This is a genomic window from Mesorhizobium ventifaucium, from assembly GCF_935822925.1.
GTDB classification, from domain to species: Bacteria; Pseudomonadota; Alphaproteobacteria; order Rhizobiales; family Rhizobiaceae; genus Mesorhizobium; species Mesorhizobium ventifaucium.
On the sequence record NZ_CAKXZS010000003.1, the window covers coordinates 129045 to 152706 of the forward strand.

24 protein-coding genes and 1 pseudogene are annotated in these 23662 nt (G+C 61.2%); 11 read left to right on the plus strand and 14 right to left on the minus strand.

Going from position 1 to position 23662, the window contains the following annotated elements:
• Positions 1-189: 189 nt before the first annotated feature.
• The 8 genes from NMG70_RS02505 to NMG70_RS02540 all read right to left on the minus strand — a co-directional run bounded on the left by NMG70_RS02505 (position 190) and on the right by NMG70_RS02540 (position 9160).
• Positions 190-1233: an NAD(P)-dependent alcohol dehydrogenase gene (locus NMG70_RS02505; protein WP_254023064.1), complete on the minus strand. Its 1044-nt coding sequence runs from the start codon at positions 1231-1233 to the stop codon at positions 190-192.
• A 37-nt stretch (positions 1234-1270) separates the two neighbouring features.
• Positions 1271-2902, minus strand: a complete 1632-nt coding sequence (locus tag NMG70_RS02510; protein ID WP_254023065.1) for a molecular chaperone GroEL — start codon at positions 2900-2902, stop codon at positions 1271-1273.
• Positions 2903-2978: 76 nt separating this feature from the next.
• On the minus strand, positions 2979-3773 hold the full coding sequence (locus tag NMG70_RS02515; RefSeq protein ID WP_254023066.1) for an iron-sulfur cluster assembly protein: 795 nt from the start codon (positions 3771-3773) through the stop codon (positions 2979-2981).
• A gap of 5 nt (positions 3774-3778) precedes the next feature.
• Positions 3779-4801 carry an amidohydrolase family protein gene (locus tag NMG70_RS02520; protein ID WP_254023067.1) on the minus strand — a complete coding sequence of 341 codons (1023 nt, stop codon included), beginning with the start codon at positions 4799-4801 and terminating at the stop codon, positions 3779-3781.
• Positions 4802-4874: 73 nt separating this feature from the next.
• Complete coding sequence (locus tag NMG70_RS02525; RefSeq protein WP_236388125.1) at positions 4875-5246, minus strand: MmoB/DmpM family protein; 372 nt, start codon at positions 5244-5246, stop codon at positions 4875-4877.
• Between the two features lie 17 nt (positions 5247-5263).
• Entirely contained in the window at positions 5264-6322 is a 1059-nt protein-coding gene (locus tag NMG70_RS02530; protein WP_254023068.1) for an aromatic/alkene monooxygenase hydroxylase subunit beta, read from the minus strand.
• A 50-nt stretch (positions 6323-6372) separates the two neighbouring features.
• Positions 6373-7434, minus strand: a complete 1062-nt coding sequence (locus NMG70_RS02535; RefSeq protein ID WP_254023069.1) for an NADH:ubiquinone reductase (Na(+)-transporting) subunit F — start codon at positions 7432-7434, stop codon at positions 6373-6375.
• A gap of 52 nt (positions 7435-7486) precedes the next feature.
• Complete coding sequence (locus NMG70_RS02540; protein ID WP_006206784.1) at positions 7487-9160, minus strand: aromatic/alkene/methane monooxygenase hydroxylase/oxygenase subunit alpha; 1674 nt, start codon at positions 9158-9160, stop codon at positions 7487-7489.
• 561 nt (positions 9161-9721) lie between these two features.
• Between NMG70_RS02540 and NMG70_RS02545 the strand changes: the two genes are divergently transcribed.
• The 3 genes from NMG70_RS02545 to NMG70_RS02555 are packed head-to-tail and all read left to right on the plus strand — an operon-like array spanning position 9722 to position 11846.
• Positions 9722-10195: a hypothetical protein gene (locus NMG70_RS02545; RefSeq protein ID WP_254023070.1), complete on the plus strand. Its 474-nt coding sequence runs from the start codon at positions 9722-9724 to the stop codon at positions 10193-10195.
• Complete coding sequence (locus NMG70_RS02550) at positions 10192-10512, plus strand: hypothetical protein (protein ID WP_254023071.1); 321 nt, start codon at positions 10192-10194, stop codon at positions 10510-10512. Before NMG70_RS02545 ends, NMG70_RS02550 begins: the two co-directional genes overlap by 4 nt.
• 14 nt (positions 10513-10526) lie before the next feature.
• Positions 10527-11846: a WD40 repeat domain-containing protein gene (locus NMG70_RS02555; RefSeq protein ID WP_254023072.1), complete on the plus strand. Its 1320-nt coding sequence runs from the start codon at positions 10527-10529 to the stop codon at positions 11844-11846.
• A gap of 160 nt (positions 11847-12006) precedes the next feature.
• Here NMG70_RS02555 and NMG70_RS02560 read toward each other — a convergent pair.
• From NMG70_RS02560 to NMG70_RS02575, 4 genes and pseudogenes are all read right to left on the minus strand, one after another.
• Positions 12007-12422: pseudogene (locus tag NMG70_RS02560) on the minus strand (transketolase-like TK C-terminal-containing protein); the annotation flags it as partial.
• A 12-nt stretch (positions 12423-12434) separates the two neighbouring features.
• The gene (locus NMG70_RS02565) at positions 12435-12644 is read right to left on the minus strand and encodes a hypothetical protein (protein WP_254023073.1); all 210 of its coding nucleotides are present in this window, start codon (positions 12642-12644) and stop codon (positions 12435-12437) included.
• Between the two features lie 255 nt (positions 12645-12899).
• Positions 12900-15068 carry an amylo-alpha-1,6-glucosidase gene (locus NMG70_RS02570; protein WP_254023074.1) on the minus strand — a complete coding sequence of 723 codons (2169 nt, stop codon included), beginning with the start codon at positions 15066-15068 and terminating at the stop codon, positions 12900-12902.
• A gap of 77 nt (positions 15069-15145) precedes the next feature.
• The gene (locus NMG70_RS02575; RefSeq protein ID WP_254023075.1) at positions 15146-16240 is read right to left on the minus strand and encodes a glycosyltransferase family 4 protein; all 1095 of its coding nucleotides are present in this window, start codon (positions 16238-16240) and stop codon (positions 15146-15148) included.
• A gap of 181 nt (positions 16241-16421) precedes the next feature.
• Between NMG70_RS02575 and NMG70_RS02580 the strand changes: the two genes are divergently transcribed.
• From NMG70_RS02580 to NMG70_RS02610, 7 genes are all read left to right on the plus strand, one after another.
• Complete coding sequence (locus NMG70_RS02580; protein ID WP_202363833.1) at positions 16422-16568, plus strand: hypothetical protein; 147 nt, start codon at positions 16422-16424, stop codon at positions 16566-16568.
• Positions 16569-16632: 64 nt separating this feature from the next.
• Complete coding sequence (locus NMG70_RS02585; RefSeq protein ID WP_254023076.1) at positions 16633-16848, plus strand: hypothetical protein; 216 nt, start codon at positions 16633-16635, stop codon at positions 16846-16848.
• A gap of 311 nt (positions 16849-17159) precedes the next feature.
• Positions 17160-17915, plus strand: a complete 756-nt coding sequence (locus tag NMG70_RS02590; RefSeq protein ID WP_254023077.1) for an ABC transporter ATP-binding protein — start codon at positions 17160-17162, stop codon at positions 17913-17915.
• Positions 17908-18654, plus strand: coding sequence for an ABC transporter ATP-binding protein (locus NMG70_RS02595; RefSeq protein ID WP_254023078.1), 747 nt, complete (start codon positions 17908-17910; stop codon positions 18652-18654). The genes NMG70_RS02590 and NMG70_RS02595 overlap by 8 nt, the downstream gene beginning before the upstream one ends.
• A gap of 54 nt (positions 18655-18708) precedes the next feature.
• The gene (locus NMG70_RS02600) at positions 18709-19896 is read left to right on the plus strand and encodes an ABC transporter substrate-binding protein (protein WP_436798340.1); all 1188 of its coding nucleotides are present in this window, start codon (positions 18709-18711) and stop codon (positions 19894-19896) included.
• A gap of 68 nt (positions 19897-19964) precedes the next feature.
• The gene (locus NMG70_RS02605; protein ID WP_254020509.1) at positions 19965-20852 is read left to right on the plus strand and encodes a branched-chain amino acid ABC transporter permease; all 888 of its coding nucleotides are present in this window, start codon (positions 19965-19967) and stop codon (positions 20850-20852) included.
• Positions 20853-20878: 26 nt separating this feature from the next.
• Positions 20879-21835 carry a branched-chain amino acid ABC transporter permease gene (locus NMG70_RS02610; RefSeq protein ID WP_436798341.1) on the plus strand — a complete coding sequence of 319 codons (957 nt, stop codon included), beginning with the start codon at positions 20879-20881 and terminating at the stop codon, positions 21833-21835.
• Positions 21836-21895: 60 nt separating this feature from the next.
• Here the strand turns inward: NMG70_RS02610 and NMG70_RS02615 are convergent, their stop codons facing one another.
• Both NMG70_RS02615 and NMG70_RS02620 read right to left on the minus strand, forming a co-directional pair.
• The gene (locus tag NMG70_RS02615) at positions 21896-22327 is read right to left on the minus strand and encodes a type II toxin-antitoxin system VapC family toxin (protein ID WP_254023079.1); all 432 of its coding nucleotides are present in this window, start codon (positions 22325-22327) and stop codon (positions 21896-21898) included.
• Complete coding sequence (locus tag NMG70_RS02620) at positions 22324-22557, minus strand: AbrB/MazE/SpoVT family DNA-binding domain-containing protein (protein ID WP_254023080.1); 234 nt, start codon at positions 22555-22557, stop codon at positions 22324-22326. The genes NMG70_RS02615 and NMG70_RS02620 overlap by 4 nt, the downstream gene beginning before the upstream one ends.
• Positions 22558-22713: 156 nt before the next feature.
• Here NMG70_RS02620 and NMG70_RS02625 point away from each other — a divergent pair, with 156 nt between their 5' ends.
• Complete coding sequence (locus NMG70_RS02625; protein ID WP_254023081.1) at positions 22714-23658, plus strand: lipid kinase; 945 nt, start codon at positions 22714-22716, stop codon at positions 23656-23658.
• Positions 23659-23662: the final 4 nt, after the last annotated feature.

Genomic DNA, 23662 nt, shown 5'->3' on the forward strand with positions numbered 1-23662 from the left:
CAGAATCCGTCACTGGCGACGAAAGAGCCCCGCAGCATTCGCGCCACTGGGTGGGGGGAAGTCATGCCAAGGCCAGCGAAATCACCACAGCTGGCGCGATCTTGGTGATGCGGCTTGGACCCTCTATCTCCCGCTAGATGATAGTGGTGACCGGACCGCACCCGTCCGCGCGGCTCCGGTCCGGATAGATCACGGCACGATAACGCCGCGGCCGGTGAACCGCCGGTTCTTGAAATCGTCGAGTGCGGTGTTGATGCTGGCGAGATTGTACTCGGTGTAGTGCATCTTCACCTTGCCATCGGCGTTCAGCTCCATCAGCTCGACAAGCTCAGTGAAATTGCCGACCAGGCTGCCGCCGATGTTGATCTCCTCGATGACGAGATGCGCGGTCGGCACGTTGATGTTGCCGCCATAGCCGACGACGAACAGCTGGCCGCCCTTGCGCACCATCTTCCAGCAAATGTTCTCGACGCCGAGTTCGCCGACGAAATCGATGACCACATGGGCTCCGCCGCCGGTGATCTGGCTGACCTCCTCCACCACATTCGGCCCGCCGTCGAGGACGAAATCGGCGCCCAGATCCTTGGCCAGCACACGCGCCGCCGGTTCGCGATCAACGGCGATGATGCGGCAGCCTGAGATCGCGTGCAGCGATTGCAGCGCGATGTGGCCAAGCCCGCCAATGCCGAGCAGCACGCAGTAGCTCCCCGGTCGCAGCAGTTTGGCCGCCCGCTTGGCGGCGCGATAAGCGGTGATGCCGGCGTCGGCAAGCGGCGCCACCTCGATCGGCGTGACATTTGCGTTCAGCTTGATCAGCGAGCGCTCGCTGGTGATGAAATATTCGGCGAAGCCGCCATTCATCCCGAGACCGGGGAACTGGCCATTGTCGCAATACATGTCCTCGCCGTGCCGGCAGTTGAGGCAGATGCCGCATGAGCGGAAGGGATGGCAGATCACCGCGTCACCGCGCTTGACCGACCTGACGCCGCTGCCGACCTCCTCGACCCAGCCTGCATTCTCGTGGCCCATGATGTAAGGCAGCAGCGTGCCCTCTGGATCCATCGTCGGCTTCCACACACCCTCGATGATGTGGAGGTCGGTGCGGCAGAGGCCGGCGGCACCTACTCGCACGACGACCTCGTCGGGAGCGGTAATGGTCGGCGCCTTGACCTCCTCGATCCTGAGCTGGACGTTCATATGCGGGTCGTATTCGTACAGTCTGGCAGCTTTCATCGTCGTATCCTTTCAACGTCGAGATTGTTCGGATTGCTTAGGCGCGGCCGAGCTTTTCAGAGCCGCCGCCGCGAGCCGGTCCGGCCGTCGGGTCCTCGTCCTCGGCGAGATGGCCAATCAGCGTTTCGGTGGTCAGGATCAGCGTCGCCACCGAAGCTGCGTTGGCGAGTGCCGTGTAGGTGACGCGCACCGGATCGATGATCCCTGCCTCGAACATGTTCTGGTAGCTGCCGGCAGACGCGTTGTAGCCGTAGCCGCCGTTGATGCGCGTAACTTCCGCCACGACTGCTTCGGGATCGGCGCCGGCATTGGCGGCTATGCGCCAGAGCGGCCGCGACAGCACCGACCGCACCAGGCGCACGCCTTCGGCGACATCGCCGTCGACACCGGCCGCCACCTTGTCGAGCAGCGGCGCTATCTGGGCAAGCGCCGAGCCGCCGCCGGCGACCACGCCCTCTTCGGATGCGGCGCGCACCGCATTCAGCGAATCCTCGATCAGCTGGATCGTTCGCTTCTGCTCGACCGGCGTGACACCGCCGGCATAAAGGATCGCCGTGCCGCCGGAGAGCTTGGCCAGGCGTTCGCGCAGCTTGTCCTGGTCGATGTTCGGCGGCGAAGCTTCATACTGCCGCTGCACCTGGGCGCGGCGCGATTCGATTGCCGCATGGTCGCCGCCGCCGCGGATGATCGAGGTGTAGGACGAGCTTGTCTTCACCCGGTCAGCCGTTCCAAGATCATCGGCGGTGATGTCCTCCAGCTGGCCGCCGAGGTCGCGCGCAATCACCTTGCCGCCGGTGATGATCGCCAGATCCTCCATCATCGCCTTGCGCCAATGGCCATATTCCGGCGGGTGGACGACGAGGTATTTTCCAGGTCCCTGTTTGCCGAGCAGCGTCACCACGACTTCCGGCGACATTTCTTCGGACACGATCAGTAACGGCCGACCATCCTCGTCGGCAATGCGGCGAGCCGCATCCAGCGCCCCGGGCTCCTTGATCTTGAGATCGGTCAACAGGATGTAGGGCCGTTCGAGAACTGCCTCCATCTTCTCCTGGTCGGTCACCATGTGGTGAGAGAGATAACCGCGTTCGAAAGACATGCCCTCGACCACATCGAGCGTGGTCTCGGTGGTGACGCTGAAGTCCGTGGTGATGACCCCTTCGGCTCCCACGCGCTGATGGGCTTCCGCCACCAGCGCGCCAAGCTTGGTGTCGGTCGCGGCGATGTTGGCGACCGAAGCCAGGATGCCGTTGCCCTTTGCCGGCTTGGCCGAGGCCTTGAGCGCCGCCACCACCGCCGCCACGGCAAGGTCGATACCCTTGCACAGATCGACGGATTTCACGCCGCGTTCATTCGCCTCCACACCGCCCTGGATGAGGGCGTTGGCGAGCACGATGGCAGTCGTGGTACCGTCGCCGGCCACCTCGTTGGTCTGCATCGACACCTCGCGGACCACCTGCGCGCCCATGTTTTCGAAACGGTCGTGCAGCTCAATCTCAGAGGCGATGCTGACGCCGTCGCGGGTCACCATCGGCGTACCGATCGGCCGGTCGATCATGGCGTTCATGCCTTTGGGGCCGAGCGTCGGCTCGACGGCAGCGGCCAGCCGAAAGACGCCACGGGCGAGAGCACGGCGGGCCTCGGAATTGTGAAGCATTATTTTGGGCATGATTCCTCCTTCCGCCTTACGGGCGGGTTGTTGGTTAGGGGCCTCGTGCGAGGGAGGCCGTTGCTTCAGCTCTGCTTCAGGCGGTCGGCGCGGCTCGCGCCGGCACGCGGTCCATGATGAAATCGACCAGCGTCGGTTCGCCCTCGATCACATCCAGTTCCTTGTATCTGGTCTGCTTGAGACCACGACACAGCGCGCCGTTGAACTCCATATTGACGCGCACAACGCGCAGTTCGGCGAGATGGGCACCGAGAGCGCCAGGCGGGATGCGTTGCCCGTCCCAGGTCACGAAGACAGGATCATCGGCCTGGCGGTCGGGGAAGCGCTCGAGCAGGGCCGCCCTGTATCTCGGCTTCTGTTTGGCCGCCTCGCCCGGTTCGAACCGTGCGACGTCGTATGCCGGCAGGTCCATATCGAGGATTTCCCGGTCTGTCAGACCATGCTGCCGAAGGCCGCGCAGGACCGCCTCCTGGCGCCGCTTGAATGCCTTCATCCTGAAGGTTTCGCGCAAAGCGCCCAGATCCTGATCCTCGGCAAGTTCGACGAAAATATCGGCGAATGTCTTGCCGGCTTCCATGCCGCGATTGACCTCTTCCGCGAACATGTGGTCGTGCAGCTTGACGCGATAGGCCGGCGCCCAGGAGAGCTGGTCGAGCGCCTTGCGGACGCCGTCCAGCATCAGGAACGCGAAGTTGGGCGAGCACCAGTAGGTCGGCAGGCGGAAATCTATCTCCACGCTGCCATCGCTCGTAACCTCGGCCCGCTCGACAAAGCCCATCTCGGTAATAGGTTCGTCGAGTTCCGGGTCATTGACCTCGGTTAGCCGCCGCCAGACTTCTGCCTGGCGGCTTGGTATTCTGGCGGCGCCCATCGTGACTACTCCGCTGCGATGCTGAAGGCGGAGCCCGCGAGTGCCTTCGTCTTGGCATCGATATCGATGTCGTAAAGACGCGCGGCGTTGAGGCCGAGGATCTTCTCCTTGATCTCGTCGGTGAGTTGCACTCCGCGTTCGGCAGCGATGTCGTCGGGGATCTGATAGGCCCAGAATTTCTCCACCAGCCAGCGCGGCGTCCAGATCGCGTAGTCGGAACCGAACAGGATCTTCTCCGGCCCGAGCCAGAAGAGCAGTTCGGCGATGACTTCGCCGAAATAGCGCGGGCGGGAATGGATGAAGGGCAGCGCTACCGCAAGTCCACCGTAAACGTTGGTTTCCTGCGTCGCGATCCAGCAGAAATCGTCGAGGCGCGGCAGGCCGCAATGCTCGATGATCCAGTTGAGGCCCTGGAAATCCGTCGCCGCGTGATCGACGTCATGGACGTCGAACGCATCCTTGCTGAGCGGCAGGATCGTCGGGCCCTTGTGGACGTGGATGTTCCTGATGCCGAGCTTGTCGCAGAGTTCGAAGCATTTGTAGGCATCAGGGTCGGTGAGCTTCCAGCCCTTGGAGGCGCCGTTCCATTCGGCCGTGTACATCTTCACGCCCTTGACGTCGTATGTCTCCTTGAGGAAGTGGATGTACTCAAGCGCCTTTTCACCATCGCGCGGATCGAAGGCCCCATTGACGATGAAACGCTCGGGATAGAGCTTGGCCACCTCGGCGTTGCGCTCGATCGTGTTGAAGCCGTTCTTGTAGAAGTCCTTGAGATAGGTCGACTGGACGATTGCCACATCGTCGGGACCATCGATGAACAGATCGCGATAGAGATCGTCGGCCGAGTACTTCTCGAACTTGCTCTTCTCCCACAGCTGTTCCTTGGGGCTGAGCCCGGTATGATAGGCATAGAAGCAGTCGATGAACTGCTTGCCGTGAATATTCTTCTGGTTTTCCGCGCTGCCGTCCCAGAAATGGGTGTGGCCATCGACCACGAAAATATCCTTGCCTTCCGGTGTTCTAAACATTCCTACCTCCACAAGATGGGCGTTGATCGTTTGGCGCGCCGCAGCCAGGCGGCGCGCCTGATTTTCTTGGCGTCTATTCGATGTATTCGAACATCTCGTCCATGTTGCCGAACAAGATCACAGTGTTGTCGTCGATGCGCACCATCCTCCCGTAGTGGGTGGAGCTGTTGACCTCGAAGGTTTCCGCCGTCATCTCGCGGCCGAGATATTCGCTGATTTCATCCATCTTGAAGATCAGCTTGCCGGTACCATCGATCCGGATCATCGCCGGCTGGTAGGTTACGATCACGTTCGGCTTCAGGCCCATAAATTCGGCGATGGCTCTGGCCTCGACCGAGTCGTTCATGGTGACGCCGCACTGATGCGAAATCGTCTGTTCGAAGGTGATATCCTTCATCGACCTGAAGATGTTGGATTGCGATGCGTCGCGTGCTGCAGTTGACATGACTGTCTCTCCCTATGTCAGCGCTTGAGGCCAAGTTCGCCGAGGATCTGCCCAATCCGTTCCTCGGATTTGGCGCGGACATCGGCGAAAGCGACCGGCTTGGAATGCGGCATCGACCAGATCGGCTGCAGGCCGGTGGCTGCCTTGTCGGCGAGCGCGCCGTGCTTCTTGACCCAGCCCTGGAAGAGCTTCTTGTTCGCCGCGCCATGCTTTTCGTCGTTGGCGAGCATGTGCATGAGGTCGATCGTGTTTGCGAGGTTGCGCTCGTAGTCGGCCTCGGCTGCCGAGATCACTGCAGGCGTGATGAAGTCATGGTTGGCGGCAGCGATCTGCATCAGGAAGCCTGAGCGGAATACTTCCCCAACCAGCGGTTCGAAGACGATGTTGATGGCGAAATACTGTTCGAGATAGTCGGTCGCACCCATGATTGTTTCGACTGCTTCGCGGGTACCTTGCCAGTTGTTGTCCTCGAGCCATGCCTTCTTGCCAAGTTCGTCGTCCCAGCCGGGAAGGTCCATGCCAATCTCGGCAAGATAGAGTGTGATGTCCTGCGCAAGCCGCAGCTTGTAGGACGAGTTGGTCAGCGTGGCGTTGTTGATCATCTGGGTGTAGCCGTAGCGCTGCGCCTGCATCAGCGAAGTGCCGAGCCCGAATTCGGCGTGTTTCCAGGCGCCGAGCTGCGTCTGCAGAACCTTGACCCAGGCCTTGTCGAAGGTCTTGGGCGCCCCCGACTTGCGGGCATTGTTGATGACGCTCTGCACCATCGTCTCGATCTTCGACTGGCGCTGATAGTGCGTGCGTTCCCACTCCTGATCGGGGGCGCGAAAGGCATGCCAGTTGGAGCTCTGCGCAGCGGTGTTCTGCTTGACATAAGCGCCCTTGCCGTCGGCAAAGGAGATGATCCAGTCCTGGATCAGGTAACGCTCCGGGTCAGGCTGCACGTCGACTGTCATGTCCTCATAGTGTGTGGCGCGCTGGCCCTTCGGATCGAAATACCGGTATTTCCGGCTGTCGGAATCGGCAAAGATCGCCGCGCCGGCGGCTCCGGATCCGACTGAACTCGAGATAGCTGGCATAGTCTTCACTCCCTTGCTGCAGTTGTGGTTGCAGTTGCGTGGCCGCCCCCTCAGTGGGCCGGCGTAACACCTGCCGATGTGGTGAACTTGTCGAAGAAGATCCGCTCCGTCTCAAACCCGTTCATGAACAGAACCGGTTGAAGCGCATCGATCATCGGTGGCGGGCCGCAGGCATGAACATCGCCCTGCCCATCGACCGCCAGTTGCTTGAGCTTGGCGTCGACACTTTGGTGTACGAAACCCCGTTCGCCTTCCCATTCGGCGTCATCCGTCGCGTGCGACAGCACGGGAATGAAAGTGACATCCGAATGCTGGCCGATCAGCTCGGCGATCCTGTCGAGATAGAACAGGTCGTTGCGCGTTCTGGCACCGTAGAAGAAATAGACCGGACGTTTCTCACCGCTCTTCAGATGGTCGTTAAGGATCGACCAAATCGGTGACATGCCCGATCCGGCGCCGACCAGGATCAGGGGTCCTTGCCGTTCGTCGCGTCGGAAACAGGTTCCGTAGGGTCCGACGACGGTGACTTCGGCTCCGGCCTTGATGCCTCCGGAATCGAGTTCTCCGGAGAACTTTCCCTCAGCGTATTTTTTGATGATGAAGGAGAGTTTTTGGGTTTGGTCCGGCGTATTTGCCATGGAGAACGAGCGCGTAATCGTCTCCCCTTTTTGCGTGGTAACCGTGATGTCGACATATTGCCCCGCCCAGAACTTTATCGGCGAGCCGAGTTCGATCTCGATGCCGCGAATGTCATGGGTCAGGTGCTCGATCAGAGCAATCCGGCCCTTGAACGTCTTCACGGCGATCGCTTTCGCCAAAATCTCCTCGTCATAGTTGAGAAGCTCGACTTCCAGGTCGGAGTAGGCGATGCAGCGGCACAAAAGGACGTGCCCGCTCTCCTTCTCCATGTCGTTCAGCGCGAAGGTCGAGTATTTGAGCATGTCGACTTCGCCATCGAGCAACACGCTCTTGCAGGCCGAGCATTGCCCTTCCTTGCAGCCGTGCGGCAGGGCGATGCCCTGGCGGAAAGCGGCGTTGAGTACCGTTTCGCCATGCTCGACATCGAATTCGACGCCGACTGGGCTGAGCCTGACCGTGTGGGTTTCCGACATACGGACCTCCAGTAAAAAGAAGGCGGGACGAACCCGCCCCCTTTTGGCCTGATCAGTTGCAGGGATTGATCGTGAAGCCGGCCCGGTATTCCGCCAGGTGCTTCTCACGGTCCGCAGGCGACATGGCACGCAGCGCGTTGAGCGGCGATCCGAGCGTGTTGCCGCGCACGTCGTCCAGCGTCCACATCTCCTTGTCGTCGAAGCGCATATGCGGCTGCGGGACGAGCGTCTTGCCGTCGGAGCGGACGAAGTTCAGGTCCTTGATGGCGTCGGCCAGATCCCAGCCGTCATAGAGCGTCTCCCACTCGCGCTTGCCGCTGAAGCGGCCCATGGCGGGGGTCGGACGGCCCTGATACTCGTCGGCGAAGGCCACGGTGGCAGTCCACTTGTCGAGTTCGTGGGCGAAGGTGTGCAGCTGCCCGTCGATCTCGCCGACAACCATATCCTCGCGGATCAGGCAGGGAACGAGACAGGACCAGCAGCGGTGTGGATAGACGTAGCCGACGTCGCTATTGAACAGCAGCACCTTCTCGCCCTTGTGGCTGAGCTTGGCGTACCATTTCCAGAAGTCGCCGAACTCGGCGTACCAGCCCGGATACTTGTGCTCGAACCACTCGAAGTCCTTGTCGGTCTGCGCTTCGATGCGCCAGAAGTTGACCGGCCAGCCGACCGCGAAGAACTGTCCGACCTTGTGGACGTAGTTCTTCTTGGTGATGCGTTCCCAGGCCGCCTGGACGTCGTCGTGATGGACCTTGATGCCGTATTTTTCGAGCGGCAGCATGTAGGTGCGGTAGTAGTCCTCATAGATCCAGCGGTGCCACATTTCCGCGTACGACTCCTTGTTCTTGTCGCGGTTGGTGGTGCCGTATTCGATGAAGGTGCCGATCGCCGCATCGACGATCGCGTGGTTCTGCCAGAAGGCATAACGCAGGTCGCGCTCGAGCAAGAGGTGATTTTCCGGCTCCTTGAGCGCTGCCATCAGAAGTGAGTGGCCATTGCCGATGTGCCGGCTCTCGTCGGACTGCACAGACAGGAAGACGGTCGGCAGCGCATAGTCGCCGTTGCGGGCGGCTTCCGAAGGCATGGCGACAAACAGCGTGTTGGTGAAGGCGGTCTCGGCGACCACAGTCAAATACATGCAGGCGGCAGTCATGGTGTCGCCGGTGATGAAGCCTTCCGCGAACTGCCGGCCGATGGTCGTAGCGTAGCATTTGCCGAAGGCTTCCTCGGTGATGTCGAAGCCAGCCGGATCGATATAATTCTCCATGTACCATTTCTTCAGATTCATCTGGATCGTCGAATGACGGAACTCGTCGATCATCTGCATGGTGAAGCCGGTCCGGAGTTCCTCGCCGGGCGCGATGCGGGCGACCATCGCCATCGAGCGGGCGGCGGAAATTTCCGGGAACGGAATGATGGCCAGGAAGAGCTTCATCCACTCGACCCAGCGCGGTTCCACATTGCGGAACATGTCGCCGCGCAGCGCCGCATCCAGTGCGCCGTAGACCCGGTTGTCCTTCTCTTCCTGCATCGGGAAGTAGGACCGCAGGACCTGTTTCATCGGGTCGCGCGGTGTCTTGTTGATCTTGTAGTCCGTCGGAAACGTCATCGCTTCCTGAACGTAGGAAGGATTCCAGCCGAGATCGGCGATCTTCTTGGTTGCCTCGCCGACGGAAATTCCTCGTTGCGAGGTGATCTTGTTGAGCGTCAGAGACGTCATGGTCATAAGCCTCCACCAGGTTTGAGCCGCAGGTCCCTTGACCCCGGCATGAAGCGGTGCACAGCACCGCTAGTGAGAGTGCGAACGGCGCGACAAAGGGTTGCGCGTTCAGGCGCGACTCATGGTCCGGCCATTCAAGTGGATCGTGGCAAAGGTTCTCGAGGCGTCTGGCAGGGACCGCGGCGCCAACCGCATATGCGATGGGCGTATCGAAGCGGACGTGACCTGCTTCCTCCGTTCCTTCGTTCTTTTGGCATCGCGTCAAAAGCGCGATGGGCTTCTTGTGGAAATGTACAAAGCAAGCGCCGTGCCAATTTGAAAATAACAGCCATGGCAAGGGCTCAAAACAAAATCGCTGCTCTTTCGGCATATGAGCAGATGGTCAACTGTAACATTCTTTTACAGTTGTAACGTACGTCTGTAATATTTAACACCTATTCGCACCGCAATATATTTAGTTAGCAAGCGCAGCAAGTACGAAAACGAATATCATCTATTCAATTCTTCGTCTTTCTCCACTATTTGGGGGTGACGGCCCATGGACGGGCCTCGTGCTGGAGAGAGACCATGCCAAACGATAAAGACAGCCGGGGGCCGCCCGAGCCAATGTCCAGTCAGACCGACGGCGTCACCGGCGATCTTGTCAGGCTGATGCCGCGGGATCTGGTCTTTGTCATGCGCTTTATGGGCGAGAGCCAACATCGCCTGCAGAGCCACTTCCAAGACTTCATCCGGGCCGAGCTTGCCGCCGGCGGCGTCACCACGGAAACGCATCCGATGATCCATCTGTTCATCGAGAACCATGCGATCCTGTTGCGCGACTTCGTGTTTTCCGGCGTTTCGCTGTCGCGGCAGTTCCGCGTCGAAGAGATCGAACGCCTCACCGGCGATACGACATCGATGATCCGCGTCGACATCTGGGATCAGCTCAAGAGCCACATCGAAACGGCCGAAAAACAGTTCCAGTCGCAGGCCGGCACGTTGCCAAAATTGCTGTCGGCTTTCGAAAAGCCGCCCGGATCTTTGGGGAGCGAAAAATGACAGGAGGGTCCGATACTGCCAAGCGTGACATGTTGCTCGCCCGCCGGCTCGATCTTGTCGCCAACGTCTCCGCGCTGACTGCCGAGGCGCTGCGGCTCGATCAGAAACGCGCCGGTATCGAGATGGATGTGCTGCGCCTGGAACTCGAAATCGGCAGGAGCGGCGGCAGCGCGCAACTGGTGCGGGATTTGCATGAGGCGGAGGAGAGAGCCGCGGCAGTCATGCAGGAAGGCGCGAGGTGCGAGCAACGCATCGCCGCCGCGGAGGCTGAGGTCGACGACGTCGACCGCAGCCTCGCGGCGACGGATGGAAACTGACGAAGGGAATGGTCATGAACCAGCACGCGATACAGAACCTGACCTTGTTCGACCTGCTGGCGCGAAGCTGGCGTCGTCCGTCGGCGGTCGCCGATCTGCGCTTCAGCGCCGATGGCTCGACCGTCGCCTTCACGTGTGTGGATGGAACAGTCGCAATTGCCGCGGTCGCGGACCAGGAGCCGCCGGAATCGCGGATTAGGGTGAGCGGCGATCTCGGTCAGACGACGATCCGGCCCAGAGAAAAATTACCGGCGCCACTGATCGCCACCGCTGTTTTGGGAGAGGGCGACGTCCCACTCGCAAGCTACCATCAGTCCGGCTTCCTTGTCGGAACGGCGCCCGGCGAGGCGGTGCATGTGACCGCGGACGGCAATGTGATGGAGGCACTGGTCAAGATCGACGGACCGATCGTCGCCATCGACCACAGCCCCCGGACGGCCATGACAGCCGTCAGCAACGGGCAGGATATCTTCCTGTCACGCGGCCAAGGCGATGCGTCGAGACTGCGACACGGTCCGACACCGTCCACGGATGCGCTTGCCTTTTCGCCAGACGGGCGGCGCCTAGCCTGCGGCCGGGATAATGGACTATCGATCCGGGCGGTCGACGGCGACGCTGCCCCGATACGCGAGCTGTCTTTTTCGGCGCGCCCGGTGTCGATCCGCTGGAGCGGCGACGGCACATGGCTGGCCTGTGGGCTCGAAGCCGGAGGCTTTGCCCTGGTCCGCGCGGTCGATGGCCGCACTGACATTGTCGCGGGATTTCCATCGCCGGTCCGGACCTTGTGCTGGAGTCTGCCGGAGAATGCGCTGTTTGCGTCGGGCGCCTTCCGGATCGCCGGCTGGTCGATGACCTTTCCGCCACTTGACGGTGACACCTCGGGCGCGCTGGAGACTGGCCGAGCCGGGCTGGTTCCAGTCGAAACACTGGCTGCGCACCCGGAGAAAAAACTGATTGCGGCCGGCTATGCCAATGGCCGGATCACCATCGCCCAGATCGGCGCGCGAGACGAACTCCTCGTCAGGCCGCTGGGCAGCGCGGTTACCGCGCTTGCCTGGTCCGGCGACGGACGCCATCTGGCAGTGGGCGCCGTCGACGGCACCGCCGCGATCGTCACCTTTCCCGCACAAATGTTCAAATTCAAAGGCAGGCCGATGCAAAAGGAGCACAAATGCAAACCGAACCCACCCCCGAGGACGAGAGCAAGGACGAATTCTTCGAACGGCTTGCCAAGCTGTCGGAAGAAATGGTGGCCAAGCACGGCAAGGATTTCAGTATGGGCGCATTGGTGCTTGCCGCCCGCTGGATTGCCGAAAACCGCGTCGGCCAGTTGAAGACCAACTAAACTCACGACCAATCAATTGCGCTCGAATGCCATAGCTCCGAAGGAGCTTTCAGGCCGATTCGCCGTACAGGTTTTGCGCTGCGCTGGCTGTGTATGCCATTCCTTCAGCTTGCGACTTACCCTGGATCGAGGACTCATCCAGGCGCGACTCAATCCAGCGCTCGCAGATGCCGCACGGGACGTGCCGTCGGCGATTCGCTCTCCGGCCGTTGCGATGGAGTTCGCGTCAAATGCCGAAGTGCCGGTAGAGGTCGTCGATTGTCCCCGACTGGCCGAAATGCTCGACGCCGAGGCTGCGCGTGCGTGGCCGTGGACCGACCCCAGCCAGCCCGGTGATGCCGGATGGCCATCGGTGACGTAGACGATCGCGCAGTGGCGCGGCAGATCGGCCAATAGTCTCATGGCTCCTGGCATGGACGAGGCCACGCTCGCGTGCCCGGCTCGCTGCCGTCCAGCCGGCGTTCAATCGATCGGCCGAGGTCACCGCCAGCAGGTCAACGTCGCGACGGTCCTCCGCCATCACGCCAACTGCCTCGACGGCCTCCGGCGCGACGGCGCCGCAGTAGGGCGAGCGGCGCTATCGGCCCAACGGCTGCCTTGATAGGGAAATCAGTTCTTTCTCGTCGATCACGCCGGCCATGTAATTGGCAATAATCCGAGACGCGAGCGCCTCACGCTGACCAGTCGATTGACCTTCAAGCTTGAGCTGTTCGAACGCTCGAGCCAGCAGAGCCAACTCGGACGGATCGAAAATACCAGCTTCCTCAGCTTTTCGACGGATCGCCAAGGCATCCCTCAAAGACGATCGATTGTCTTTGCAACGTTTGCCGCGACATTGTGTTCCGGGAGGTGGTTCAAGACGAGCCTAAAGCGCGTCGCGTTCGACCGGCCTCACGCGACGCGCTTTAGGTTGTTGTCTTATGCATGTCGTTTTCGCGTCCAGGCCCGAGGGCATGCTTTTTGCGCGACATGCATTAGGCGCGCACCCTTGCTGGCCCTCTGCCGACAGCGGCTGACGCCAGTGGCCACTTGCCGGCCTGCGCTATGAGCGCACCACCAGAGGCACCAGACCCTCATGGCGGTGGTCGAGATAACACACAACACGGTCGCCAATGCGCTCGAAGATGAGATCGACTTTCGCCTCGCCAATGGCCAGGTGGCGGATAACGATGTTGTCGATGCCGATAGGCAGCCGCGGGCGTTCCACAGTGATCTCGCGTTTCCAGCCGTCAACCCGAATGCCCAGGCAAGCCTGCAGCATCATGAAAGCGGAGCCAGCCGACCAGGCTTGCGGCAGACAGGCGACCGGGTAGGCCACCGGTGAATCGCTGGCCGCACGCGTAAAGCCGCAGAACAGCTCTGGCAGCCGCATGTTGAAACGGACCGCCGCCTCGAACATACCGCTCATCAGCTTCACCACGCTGTCGCGTTCGTGATAGCGGGCGAGCCCGGAGGCGCAGAGCGCGGTGTCGTGCGGCCAGATCGAGCCATTATGATATGACATCGGGTTGAATGGGATCTCGTCGTCGGCCAGTGTGCGAACGCCCCAACCACTATGAAGATGAGCAGAGAGCAGCTGGCTGGCAAGTGCCTGCGCCCGTTCCGCCGACGGCAGCCCGACATAAAGCAGGTGACCGGCGTTGGACGTGCGAACCGCGCATTGCTTGCCTTCTCCGTCGATCGCCAAAGCATAGAAACCGCGGTCCGGCATCCAGAAATGCGTCTCGACCGCCTGACGGATCCTTTCTGCCAGGGCGCTCCAGTACGCCGCCTTGGCGTCGTCGCCGCGCCTGGCGGCCAGCGCCGCCATCCCTTGATATGCGGCGAAGGCATAACCTTGCACCTCGACCAATGCGATCGGCCCTTTGGGGATGGTGCCGTCGGCATGGAAGACGGCATCGGAACTGTCCTTCCAGCCTTGGTTGAACAGACCCGTGTCGGCCGCCCTGTTGTAGGTTACAAAGCCTTCCCCGTTGCGGGCTCCCACCTCTTCCATCCAAGCAGTGGCGGCGCCCAGCGAGTCCCACATACGGTCGACGAACGCCCCGTCTCCGGTGCGTTCGGCGTAAGACGAAGCCAGATAGACATAAAGTGGCGTGGTGTCGACGCCGCCATAGTAGCGGCCGAACGGCAGCTCGCGCAGCACCGCCATCTCCCCCTTGCGGGTCTCATGCATGATCTTGCCGGGTTCGGCGTCGTCGAACACGGAGGTTTCGGTCGACTGATAGCGGGCAAGGAAGGCCAATACGCCGCGGGCAAGGTCGGGATTGAGCCAAAGCATCTGCAAAGCGGAAATGACGCCATCGCGGCCGAAAGCTGTCGAGAACCAGGGGATACCGGCATAGGGGTATGGCCCGGTCTCCAGATCGGTCGTCAGCAGCGCGATGTCGGCGCGCGTGCGTGTCAGCCAGTCGTTGAACACGCGGCCGGAGCTGAAGACGGTGGCGCCCTGCCGGCGCTTTGAGCGCATGGCGAAGCGGGCTCGCGCAGCGGCCGCGCGAAAGCGGTCGGTGGAGGGGGTTTCTTCGCTGTGGCCCACCTCCAGGTACAATGCTCTGCTGTCACGCCTTGCCACGACAATGAGGAAATCGGCGTGATTGGGGTGCACCTGATCGGGCTTGATCGAGAATGCGATGACCGATTGACGCGCCACATTGTCGAGGCCTTCATATCGGAACGTCACGCTTGCCGCGCCGACCAGCGCGTCATGGGCGCGACCGCGGCGGCTGCGTGTGGTGCCGCGCACCTCGAACATGTCACGGAAATCGGCGTCGAAATCGAGCCGGACCGGCAGAACCACCTCGCGCGCGGAGTAGTTGGTGAACTTGATGCGTTCGAACATGCGGTCCTGCCAGATGAACCGCGTCCGATCGATGTGGACGACGCCCGGCAAGGTTTCGCTGCCATTCGGCCCGATAGTGGCCAAATTGGTGAGATTGGCGGTGAACAGGATATTGTCCTGCGACAGCGAGGCGCCGAGCAGCGACGGCATCCGGCCGCCGATGAACAGGCGGAAGCGCGACAAAACACGCGTGTCGTCACGGAAAAGCCCGTCGCCGGTGCCGCGTATGTCGCCGTAGCTGTCTGCGACGACGAAGCAATCCTCGTGTTTCAGCGCAAATTGCCGATGCGGCTCGCGCGGCGCCGTTTCGTCGATTGCCGGCAGCGCCACGGCTGGATCAATCTTGCGGTCTTCGAGTTGAGTGGTCATGGTCAACCCCTCCCGTCCAGAAGCGACCAAGGCGGCTCAGGCGCTGATCCGAGCAGCCGAGCCGTCGCCTTGCTCGGTCAGGTAGACATAGTCATCATTGCGGCATTTTTAGCGCGCTCGTTTTGAGAACCAAGTGCTTCCGTCATGTCCTCCGAGAGCGAGCCATAGATCGCCACATAGTCGCGGCACATGCGCTCGACCGTGAATCGCTCCTCAAAAGTCCGTCGCACCTGTGCACGATCAAGGCCGTTTATCCGCCGTACCGCATCCACAGCTTCGTCCAGCGTGTCGACGATCAACCCGGAAACACCATCGTCGATGACCTCCGGAACGGCACCGCGCCTGAACGCTATCACAGGCGTGCCACAGGCCATCGCCTCGATGGTTACGAGTCCGAAGGGTTCCGGCCAGTCGATAGGGAACAAAAGCGCTGCCGCATTCCCCAAAAAGTCTGCTTTTTGCCGTTCGTCGATCTCGCCGATGAATTCCACGTTCGAACTTTTAAGCACCTGGGGTTCGACCTTCTCCTTCCAATAGGATTGGTCGACCTTGTCGATCTTGGCGGCGATCTTCAGAGGCATTCCGGTACGCGCAGCGATCTCAATGGCCGTTTCGGGCCCCTTTTCCGGTGAGATGCGGCCGAGGAATGCGAGATAGCCCGAGGCTTTCGGGCGAAAAGGCAGAAGATCGCGAGGCAGACCGTGATACACCGTTCCGACCCAACGGACAGGCGGCATGGGCCAGCGTTGATCGTAAGAAATCGAAACCAGCGGAATGTCATCAAACATCGTATAAAGCTGCGCCAGGTCCGGGAGGTCGAGCCTTCCATGAAGCGTCGTAACGGTTCGCTGGGCAAAGTCCCGGACTATGGGGAAGTGGAGAATATCGATGTGAAAATGCAGCACGTCGAATTCATCGGCCCGCCTGCGCACCTGTTCAAGCATCATCACGTGCTGGGGAATGTCGTGCCGAACCCTGGGATTCAGGCGCAATGCAATGTCGCAACACGGGACCAATTCGGCAGAGGTGCGTGAATCACCGCTGGCAAACAAGGTCACGTCATGCCCCTGTCGAACAAGCTCCTCAGTCAGATATGAAACTATTCGCTCGGTCCCGCCATAGGTCCGCGGCGGCACGGCTTCGGTAAGGGGGGCGATCTGGGCAATTTTCATCTGCAACACTTCTCGAAAGCGAAGGTCATCCTTCAAAAAGCTCCGACGGCAATCCCCTTCCTCGCGTTTATTGCGGTGCGGTCCTCCTCCTGCGCCAACTCTCGAAGGGCCGATATGTTCCCGGCGGGAACAATCGCCGCGTCAGGGGAGTTCACGTAGAGGGACTAAAAGGAGAACCAGGATGGCTACGAAGCTTCAGGACACAAAAGCCGTCAAGGGATCGAGCGGTGAGCACGGCGGCAATCGCGGTGGCAATCAGGACAAGAAGGACAAGCCGCAAAAGAGCAGCCAGGCTGCCGGCAAGGATCCAAAGCGCGGCAAGGACTAACCGACGCCTGCCCCGAAGCGGGCCGCAATGGCTGCGATCCCCGACCATCGACAGGAGTGACACCATGGCAAAGAAAAACTCGCCTACGAAAGCCGAGCAGCCTGTATCGGGCCAGCCTGTATCGGGAAAGAGGGCAAGCGGCAGCGACAAGGCCAAGCAACCGGCCAAGGGCGGCGCCCAAGCCAGGAACGCCCAGGAATGGGGCGGCGGATCGAAAGCGTCGAAAGGTAAGATCACCCGGGCAGACCGGGAAAACCCCAACTCAAGCCAGCGCAGCTAGGCATTTCGCGTTCATCCAATCAGTCGGCGCGGAATTTCGAACGGCTCGGCCGGATGAGTTCGGATTGGGGATGTGTTCGGATTACAGGCACGCCTTCGCCTGTCGTGTGCGCCCCTCGACATTGCAATTCGAAAATGATCGAAGGCTCCGTGCCACAGCGCGGGCAATTGCGGCCTTGACGCGATGTGCATTAGGTCGTTTGTTGCGAGCGGAGTGCCACGGGAGGAAACCATGGAAGTCACCCTGGGGGCGGATAGCCTCGCAGCGCGGTTCCACGTTTTCACGCCGATGACCGGCGAGGGCTCCCGCGCATGAATTCCGGAGCGATCCTCGAAGCAGCGGGATTGACTAAGGAATTTGGGGGCTTCGTCGCTGTCAACAATGTCAACCTGACGGTGGAGCGGGGATCGATCCACGCGCTGATCGGTCCCAACGGCGCAGGCAAGACGACGCTCTTCAACTTGCTGACCAAATTCCTCCAGCCAACGCGCGGCGCGATCCGCTACCAAGGCCGCGACATCACCAGGATGCAGCCGGCCGACATCGCGCGGCTGGGTCTTGTGCGCTCCTTTCAGATATCGGCGGTGTTTCCGCACATGACGGCACTCGAGAACGTCCGCATCGCGCTGCAGCGCCGGCGCGGCGACAGTTTCGATTTCTGGCGCTCCGAAACAGTGCTCTCCAAGTTCAATGGCGAGGGTTCGGCTCTTCTCGCCGATGTCGGCCTGACCGAGTTTTCAGATATCCGCGCCAGCGATCTGTCCTACGGCCGCAAGCGCGCGCTTGAAATCGCGACGACGCTGGCGCTTAACCCTGAAATGCTGCTTCTCGACGAGCCCATGGCCGGCATGGCGCAAGAAGACATCGAGCGGATCTCGGCGCTGATCCGGCGCATCTCCAAGAACCGCACGATTTTGATGGTTGAGCACAATCTGTCGGTCGTCGCCTCGCTGTCGAACCGCATCACCGTGCTCGCGCGCGGCAAAGTCCTCGCCGAAGGCGACTATGCTGCGGTTTCCAAAGATCCGCGTGTTGTCGAAGCCTATATCGGGGCCGGCCATGTCTGAAGTTGAACTTGCAAGCAGGCCGGCTGCTGGCCCCTCGGCGAGACCGCTGCTTCGCGTCGATGGCCTGCAGGGCTGGTACGGCGAGAGCCATGTGCTTCACGGCGTGAGTTTCGAGGTTGGCGAAGGCGAAGTGGTGACGCTGCTCGGCCGCAATGGCGCCGGCAAGACGACGACGCTGAAGGCGGTCATGGGAATTCTCTCCAGGCGCTCGGGCTCGGTCACCTACGACGGTCGGGAGACGATCAAGCTGCCGTCGCGGTTGATCGCACAGATGGGCATCGCCTACTGCCCCGAGGAGCGGGCGATCTTTTCCAGCCTCTCTGTCGAGGAGAATTTGATGCTGCCGCCGCAGGTGCGCCCTGCTGGGCTCACCGTCGAGCAGATTTTCGAGCTCTTCCCGAACCTGAAGGAACGGCTTTCGAGCCAAGGCACCAAGCTATCGGGCGGCGAACAGCAGATGCTCGCCATCGGCCGGATCCTGCGGACGGGCGCCAAGCTCTTGCTGCTCGATGAGCCGACCGAAGGGCTTGCGCCCGTCATCGTGCAGCAGATCGGCCGCACCATTGCCCGGCTCAAGGACGAGGGATTCACGATCGTGCTCGTAGAACAGAATTTTCATTTCGCCGCGTTGGTCGCGGACCGTCACTACGTGGTGGAACAGGGGCGCGTGATCGACACGATCCCCAACCGCGAACTCGACGCCAACATCGGCAAGCTGCACGCCTATCTCGGTGTCTAGACGATCATCAACGGCGCGTTGCGCCGCAATTGGAGGGAAGTAGCGATGAAAAAAATGGGATTTGTCCTGGCTTCAACGGCGAGCCTGCTGATGGCCGGCGCGGCCTACGCCACAGATGTCAAGATCGGCGTTCTGAATGACCGTTCCGGCATCTATGCAGACATCGCCGGCGAAGGCTCGGTCATCGCGGCCCAGATGGCCGTCGAAGACTTCAAGGCGACGGACAAGGGCATCAACGTCTCGATCGTCTCCGCCGACCACCAGAACAAGCCGGACGTCGGCTCGAACATCGCCCGCCAGTGGTACGACACCGAAAATGTCGATGTAATCGCCGACGTGCCAACCTCGTCGGTGGCGCTCGCCGTCAACGAGATCACCAAGGAGAAGAACAAGATCTTCCTCGCCTCGGGTCCGGCCTCGTCCGACCTCACCGGCAAAGCCTGTTCGCCCAACACTGTCCACTGGACCTACGACACCTGGGCACTTGCCAACGGCACGGGCTCGGCCATGGTCGCACAGGGCGGCGACAGCTGGTTCTTCGTCACAGCGGACTACGCCTTCGGCCACGCGCTCGAGCGCGATACGTCGGCGGTCGTCGAAGCATCGGGCGGCAAGGTTCTCGGCGCCGTCCGTCATCCTTTCCCCGGCCAGGATTTTTCGTCCTTTCTGCTGCAGGCGCAAGGGTCGGGTGCCAAGGTCGTCGGCCTCGCCAATGCCGGCGGCGACACGATCAACGCGGTCAAACAGGCGTCGGAATTTGGCATCACGCAGGGTGGCCAGGCGCTCGCCGCCCTGCTGATGTTCATCAACGACGTGCATGCGCTTGGCCTCGAAGTGGCGCAAGGCCTCGTGCTCACCAGCGCGTTCTACTGGGACAAGAACGATCAAACGCGGGAATTCTCTGCCCGTTTCCAGGAGCGGAATGCCGGACAAAAGCCTTCGATGATCGAGGCCGGAGTCTATGCTTCTGTCCTGCATTACCTTAAAGCCGTCGAAGCCGTCGGCGACAAGGATGCGGCCAAGGTGATGGCCAAAATGAAGGAAATGCCGACCGAGGATCCGCTGTTCGGCAAGGGCACGATCCGCGCCGACGGGCGCAAGCTGCACGACATGTATCTGTTCCGCGTCAAGAAGCCGGACCAATCGAAGCGTCCATGGGATTATTTCGAGACAGTGGCCACCATTCCGGCCGACAAGGCGTTCCGCCCGCTCGCCGAAGGCGGCTGTTCGCTGGTCAAGTAAGCGAGCCTCGCCAACGATGCGCCGAAGAGCTCGGCGCATCGTATCGTCGATAGTCAGCTGGAGCGACCATGTTCGAACTGCTTGGAATTCCGCCACAGGTCCTGTTCGGGCAATTGCTGCTCGGGCTGATCAATGGCTCCTTCTATGCGGTTCTGAGCCTCGGGCTGGCGGTCATCTTCGGTCTACTGAACATCATCAATTTCACGCATGGCGCGCAATACATGCTGGGCGCCTTCGGCGCCTGGATGCTGCTCAACTATCTCGGCGTCGGTTACTGGTGGGCTGTGTTCATCGTCCCGCCGATTGTCGGCGTCACCGGCATCGTGCTTGAGCGCGTAATGATCCGACGGCTCTATCACCTCGACCATCTCTACGGGCTGCTTCTCACTTTCGGCCTAGCGCTGATCATCGTCGGCTTCTTCCGCCAGTTTTTCGGCGTATCCGGCCTGCCGTACCCGCCGCCGCCGCTTCTGACCGGCGGGTACAATCTCGGCTTCATGTACCTGCCCAATTCGCGCGCCTGGGTGATTGTGGCTTCCCTCATCGTGTGCCTCGCGACCTGGTTCATCATCGAAAAGACCCGGCTTGGCGCCTATCTCAGGGCTGCGACCGAGAACCCGACCATGGTCGGCGCGTTCGGCATCAACGTGCCGCTGCTCGTCACGCTCACATATGGTTTCGGCGTCGCACTCGCGGGTTTCGCCGGCGTGCTCGCCGCGCCGATATACGCAGTCAATCCGAACATGGGGGCAGACCTGATCATTGTCGTCTTCGCCGTCGTCGTCATCGGCGGCATGGGCTCAATCCTGGGCTCGATCCTCACCGGCTTCGGGCTTGGGCTGATCGAGGGGCTGACCCGCGTGTTCTATCCGGAAGGCTCTGCCGTGGTGATCTTTGTCATCATGGCGCTCGTGCTACTCGTCAAGCCCGCGGGTCTGTTTGGACGGAGTGTGTGATGACAACCGACACCAACCCGATCGCTATGACGGCCATAACGGCCGTTGGCGCCGCGGGCATGCCCCGTCATCACCTTGCGATCTTCGTCGCGCTCTTCGTCTTCCTCATCGCCGCGCCATTTCTACTCTATCCAATCTTTGTCATGAAGGTGCTGTGCTTCGCGCTGTTTGCCTGCGCCTTCAATCTGTTGCTCGGTTTTGGCGGTCTCCTGTCCTTCGGCCACGCAGCCTATTTCGGCATGGCGAGCTACGTCTCGGCCCATGCGGCAAAGGTGTGGGGCCTGACGCCTGAACTTGCCATTATCGCGGGCACGCTGGTGGCAGCCGTGCTCGGTCTCGCCATCGGCTCCCTCGCCATTCGCCGCCACGGCATCTATTTCGCCATGGTGACGCTGGCTTTTGCGCAGATGATCTATTTCTTCTCGCTGCAGGCGGCGTTTACCGGCGGCGAGGACGGCATCCAGGCCGTGCCGCGCGGCCATCTGTTCGGGCTGATCGATTTGGGTTCGAGCGACGTTCTCTATTTCTTCGTGCTCGCCATCTTCTTCGCCGGCATATTGCTGATCTATCGGATCATCCATTCGCCGTTTGGACAGGTGTTGAAGGCGATCCGCGAGAACGAGCCGCGCGCGATCTCGCTGGGCTATCGGGTCAACCGCTACAAGCTCGCCGTATTCGTGCTGTCGGCCACGCTCGCCGGCGTCGCCGGCGCAACCAAGGCCATCGTGTTCCAGTTGGCGTCGCTTACCGACGTCTACTGGACGATGTCCGGCGAAGTCGTGCTGATGACGCTGTTGGGCGGCATGGGCACGGTGTTCGGACCAATCGTCGGCGCGGCAGTCATCGTCACGATGCAGAACTACCTCGCGACATTCGGCGACTGGGTCACGATCGGCCAGGGCATCATCTTCGTTGTCGCGGTGCTGTCGTTCCGGGAAGGCATCGTTGGCGTCCTGGCAAAATGGATCCGAAAACCGCTCTGACCGGGTCGTGAAACCAGCGACCGGTCAGCGGTTAGGCCATTCAGCCACTCAGTAGCCGCCTCATCCTGACGGTGGCGGGCTGCTCAGGACGGACTCCGGTGCGATCAGTTTCAGCGATGGAAAATAGGTGCGGTAGCGGCCGACGTCGCGGGTGAGCAGCGGCAGTCCATCGACGGCCGCGTGGGCACCAATGAAGAAGTCAGGCAGCACACCAGTGCGCGATCCGCCCGATTTGCGATACTGCATAAAGACCTTTCCGGCGAGGAATAGTGCTGCCCGGGGCATCGGAGCCATTTGGAGACCGGCTTCGTCAAGAAACGCGTCGATACTCTCTATGCGGTCATAGCGGACGGCAAGTTCGGCATAGACTGCATCGTTGATCAACAAGGGCCCATCGAGGCTTGCCGCCTCAAGCTGGGCGATCGACCAATCCGCCCAGTTCGCATCGTCCGCGACAAGATCGAGCAAAACATTGGTGTCGACCAGCGTCACGCGTCGCCACGCGTCAGTGCCATGATCGCGTCAGTGTCGAGGCCCTTGCCAGCATGGCCGCGCAATTTCGCGAAGCGGCTCACGGGCTGCTTCTTGTCACTACGCACAATCACCACATTGCCGTCATCGGTGCGGCGGAAATCAACCTTGCTGCCCGGAACGATTCCGAGCAGGTCCCGGACCGGCTTCGGGATGGTCACCTGTCCTTTGGCTGTGACTGTGTTGGTCATGTTGCACCTTGGTAATACCAATTTTCCACAAGGTATTACCCTGTCGGGCGAATTTCAACCTCCGCAACCGACTGCCGAGCCGTGATTTTGTGACTTGTTTTCCCGGGCGCGCCTGTTGACGTCGTAATCCGCAGCCACGCACCCTATCTACGCCGCATGGATGACATCACGAACAGACGCGCGCTTCTACTCGTCAATCCAAAGGCACGCCGCGGGCAGGAACCTATCGCACCGGTCGTAGAGCGGCTGGAAGCCGGTGGGCTCCGCGTCAGCGTCGAGACATTTGAGGCGCTGCCCGAGCTAGCACGCGACATCGTGCGCCTTCGCCATCGGGCCGACCTTGTGATCGTGTGCGGCGGCGATGGATCGGTGTCGTCGGCGGCGGTCGCGGTTATGGAAAGCGGGCTGCCTATGGGTATCATTCCGATGGGGACGGCGAACGATCTGGCGCGCACCCTCGAAATACCGCTGGATCTTGGGAAGGCGGCCGACTTGATAGTAGAGGGCGGAAGACGTCTGATCGACATCGGGACCGTCAATGGTCATGCTTTCTTCAACGTTGCGAGCATCGGCCTCAGCAGCGATCTTGCCCAGGGGCTGGATCCGGCGCTGAAGAAGCGTTTCGGCAGGTTTGGCTATGCCTTGGCGGCCATGAAAGTGTTGACCAAGGCCCGCCTCTTCGAAGCAAGGATTACCGAAAAGGGAGTAGCGACCGAAGTCAAGACTTACCAGATTGCAGTCGGCAACGGCCGCCATTATGGCGGCGGCAACATCGTCGAGGAGACGGCGGAGATCGATGACGGCCATCTCGACCTGTACAGCCTGGAAATGACGAACCTCTGGAAAATGGCGCTCTTGTTGCGCTCGTTCCGCTCGGGCACGCATGGCGCATGGAGCGAGGTTCGCACGGCCAGATGCGTCGAGTTCGACATCGAGACGAAAAGGCCGATGCCGGTGAACACTGACGGTGAGATTGTGACCTCGACCCCGGCGCATTTCAAGGTCCACCCGAAGGCGATTTCGGTGTTCGCGCCTGCCGCGGCGCGCATGCAGCCCCGCACAAAGGTCCCTGGTGATGCGGTCAGCGCAACCAGCGGCTAGACTG

Bases quoted from the DNA above. Each gene is read 5' to 3' on its own strand.
- NMG70_RS02505 (WP_254023064.1), bottom strand. From the start codon at position 1,233: ATGAAAGCTGCCAGACTGTACGAATACGACCCGCATATGAACGTCCAG.
- NMG70_RS02510 (WP_254023065.1), bottom strand. From the start codon at position 2,902: ATGCCCAAAATAATGCTTCACAATTCCGAGGCCCGCCGTGCTCTCGCC.
- NMG70_RS02515 (WP_254023066.1), bottom strand. From the start codon at position 3,773: ATGGGCGCCGCCAGAATACCAAGCCGCCAGGCAGAAGTCTGGCGGCGG.
- NMG70_RS02520 (WP_254023067.1), bottom strand. From the start codon at position 4,801: ATGTTTAGAACACCGGAAGGCAAGGATATTTTCGTGGTCGATGGCCAC.
- NMG70_RS02525 (WP_236388125.1), bottom strand. From the start codon at position 5,246: ATGTCAACTGCAGCACGCGACGCATCGCAATCCAACATCTTCAGGTCG.
- NMG70_RS02530 (WP_254023068.1), bottom strand. From the start codon at position 6,322: ATGCCAGCTATCTCGAGTTCAGTCGGATCCGGAGCCGCCGGCGCGGCG.
- NMG70_RS02535 (WP_254023069.1), bottom strand. From the start codon at position 7,434: ATGTCGGAAACCCACACGGTCAGGCTCAGCCCAGTCGGCGTCGAATTC.
- NMG70_RS02540 (WP_006206784.1), bottom strand. From the start codon at position 9,160: ATGACCATGACGTCTCTGACGCTCAACAAGATCACCTCGCAACGAGGA.
- NMG70_RS02545 (WP_254023070.1), top strand. From the start codon at position 9,722: ATGCCAAACGATAAAGACAGCCGGGGGCCGCCCGAGCCAATGTCCAGT.
- NMG70_RS02550 (WP_254023071.1), top strand. From the start codon at position 10,192: ATGACAGGAGGGTCCGATACTGCCAAGCGTGACATGTTGCTCGCCCGC.
- NMG70_RS02555 (WP_254023072.1), top strand. From the start codon at position 10,527: ATGAACCAGCACGCGATACAGAACCTGACCTTGTTCGACCTGCTGGCG.
- NMG70_RS02570 (WP_254023074.1), bottom strand. From the start codon at position 15,068: ATGACCACTCAACTCGAAGACCGCAAGATTGATCCAGCCGTGGCGCTG.
- NMG70_RS02575 (WP_254023075.1), bottom strand. From the start codon at position 16,240: ATGAAAATTGCCCAGATCGCCCCCCTTACCGAAGCCGTGCCGCCGCGG.
- NMG70_RS02580 (WP_202363833.1), top strand. From the start codon at position 16,422: ATGGCTACGAAGCTTCAGGACACAAAAGCCGTCAAGGGATCGAGCGGT.
- NMG70_RS02585 (WP_254023076.1), top strand. From the start codon at position 16,633: ATGGCAAAGAAAAACTCGCCTACGAAAGCCGAGCAGCCTGTATCGGGC.
- NMG70_RS02590 (WP_254023077.1), top strand. From the start codon at position 17,160: ATGAATTCCGGAGCGATCCTCGAAGCAGCGGGATTGACTAAGGAATTT.
- NMG70_RS02595 (WP_254023078.1), top strand. From the start codon at position 17,908: ATGTCTGAAGTTGAACTTGCAAGCAGGCCGGCTGCTGGCCCCTCGGCG.
- NMG70_RS02600 (WP_436798340.1), top strand. From the start codon at position 18,709: ATGGGATTTGTCCTGGCTTCAACGGCGAGCCTGCTGATGGCCGGCGCG.
- NMG70_RS02605 (WP_254020509.1), top strand. From the start codon at position 19,965: ATGTTCGAACTGCTTGGAATTCCGCCACAGGTCCTGTTCGGGCAATTG.
- NMG70_RS02610 (WP_436798341.1), top strand. From the start codon at position 20,879: ATGACGGCCATAACGGCCGTTGGCGCCGCGGGCATGCCCCGTCATCAC.
- NMG70_RS02620 (WP_254023080.1), bottom strand. From the start codon at position 22,557: ATGACCAACACAGTCACAGCCAAAGGACAGGTGACCATCCCGAAGCCG.
- NMG70_RS02625 (WP_254023081.1), top strand. From the start codon at position 22,714: ATGGATGACATCACGAACAGACGCGCGCTTCTACTCGTCAATCCAAAG.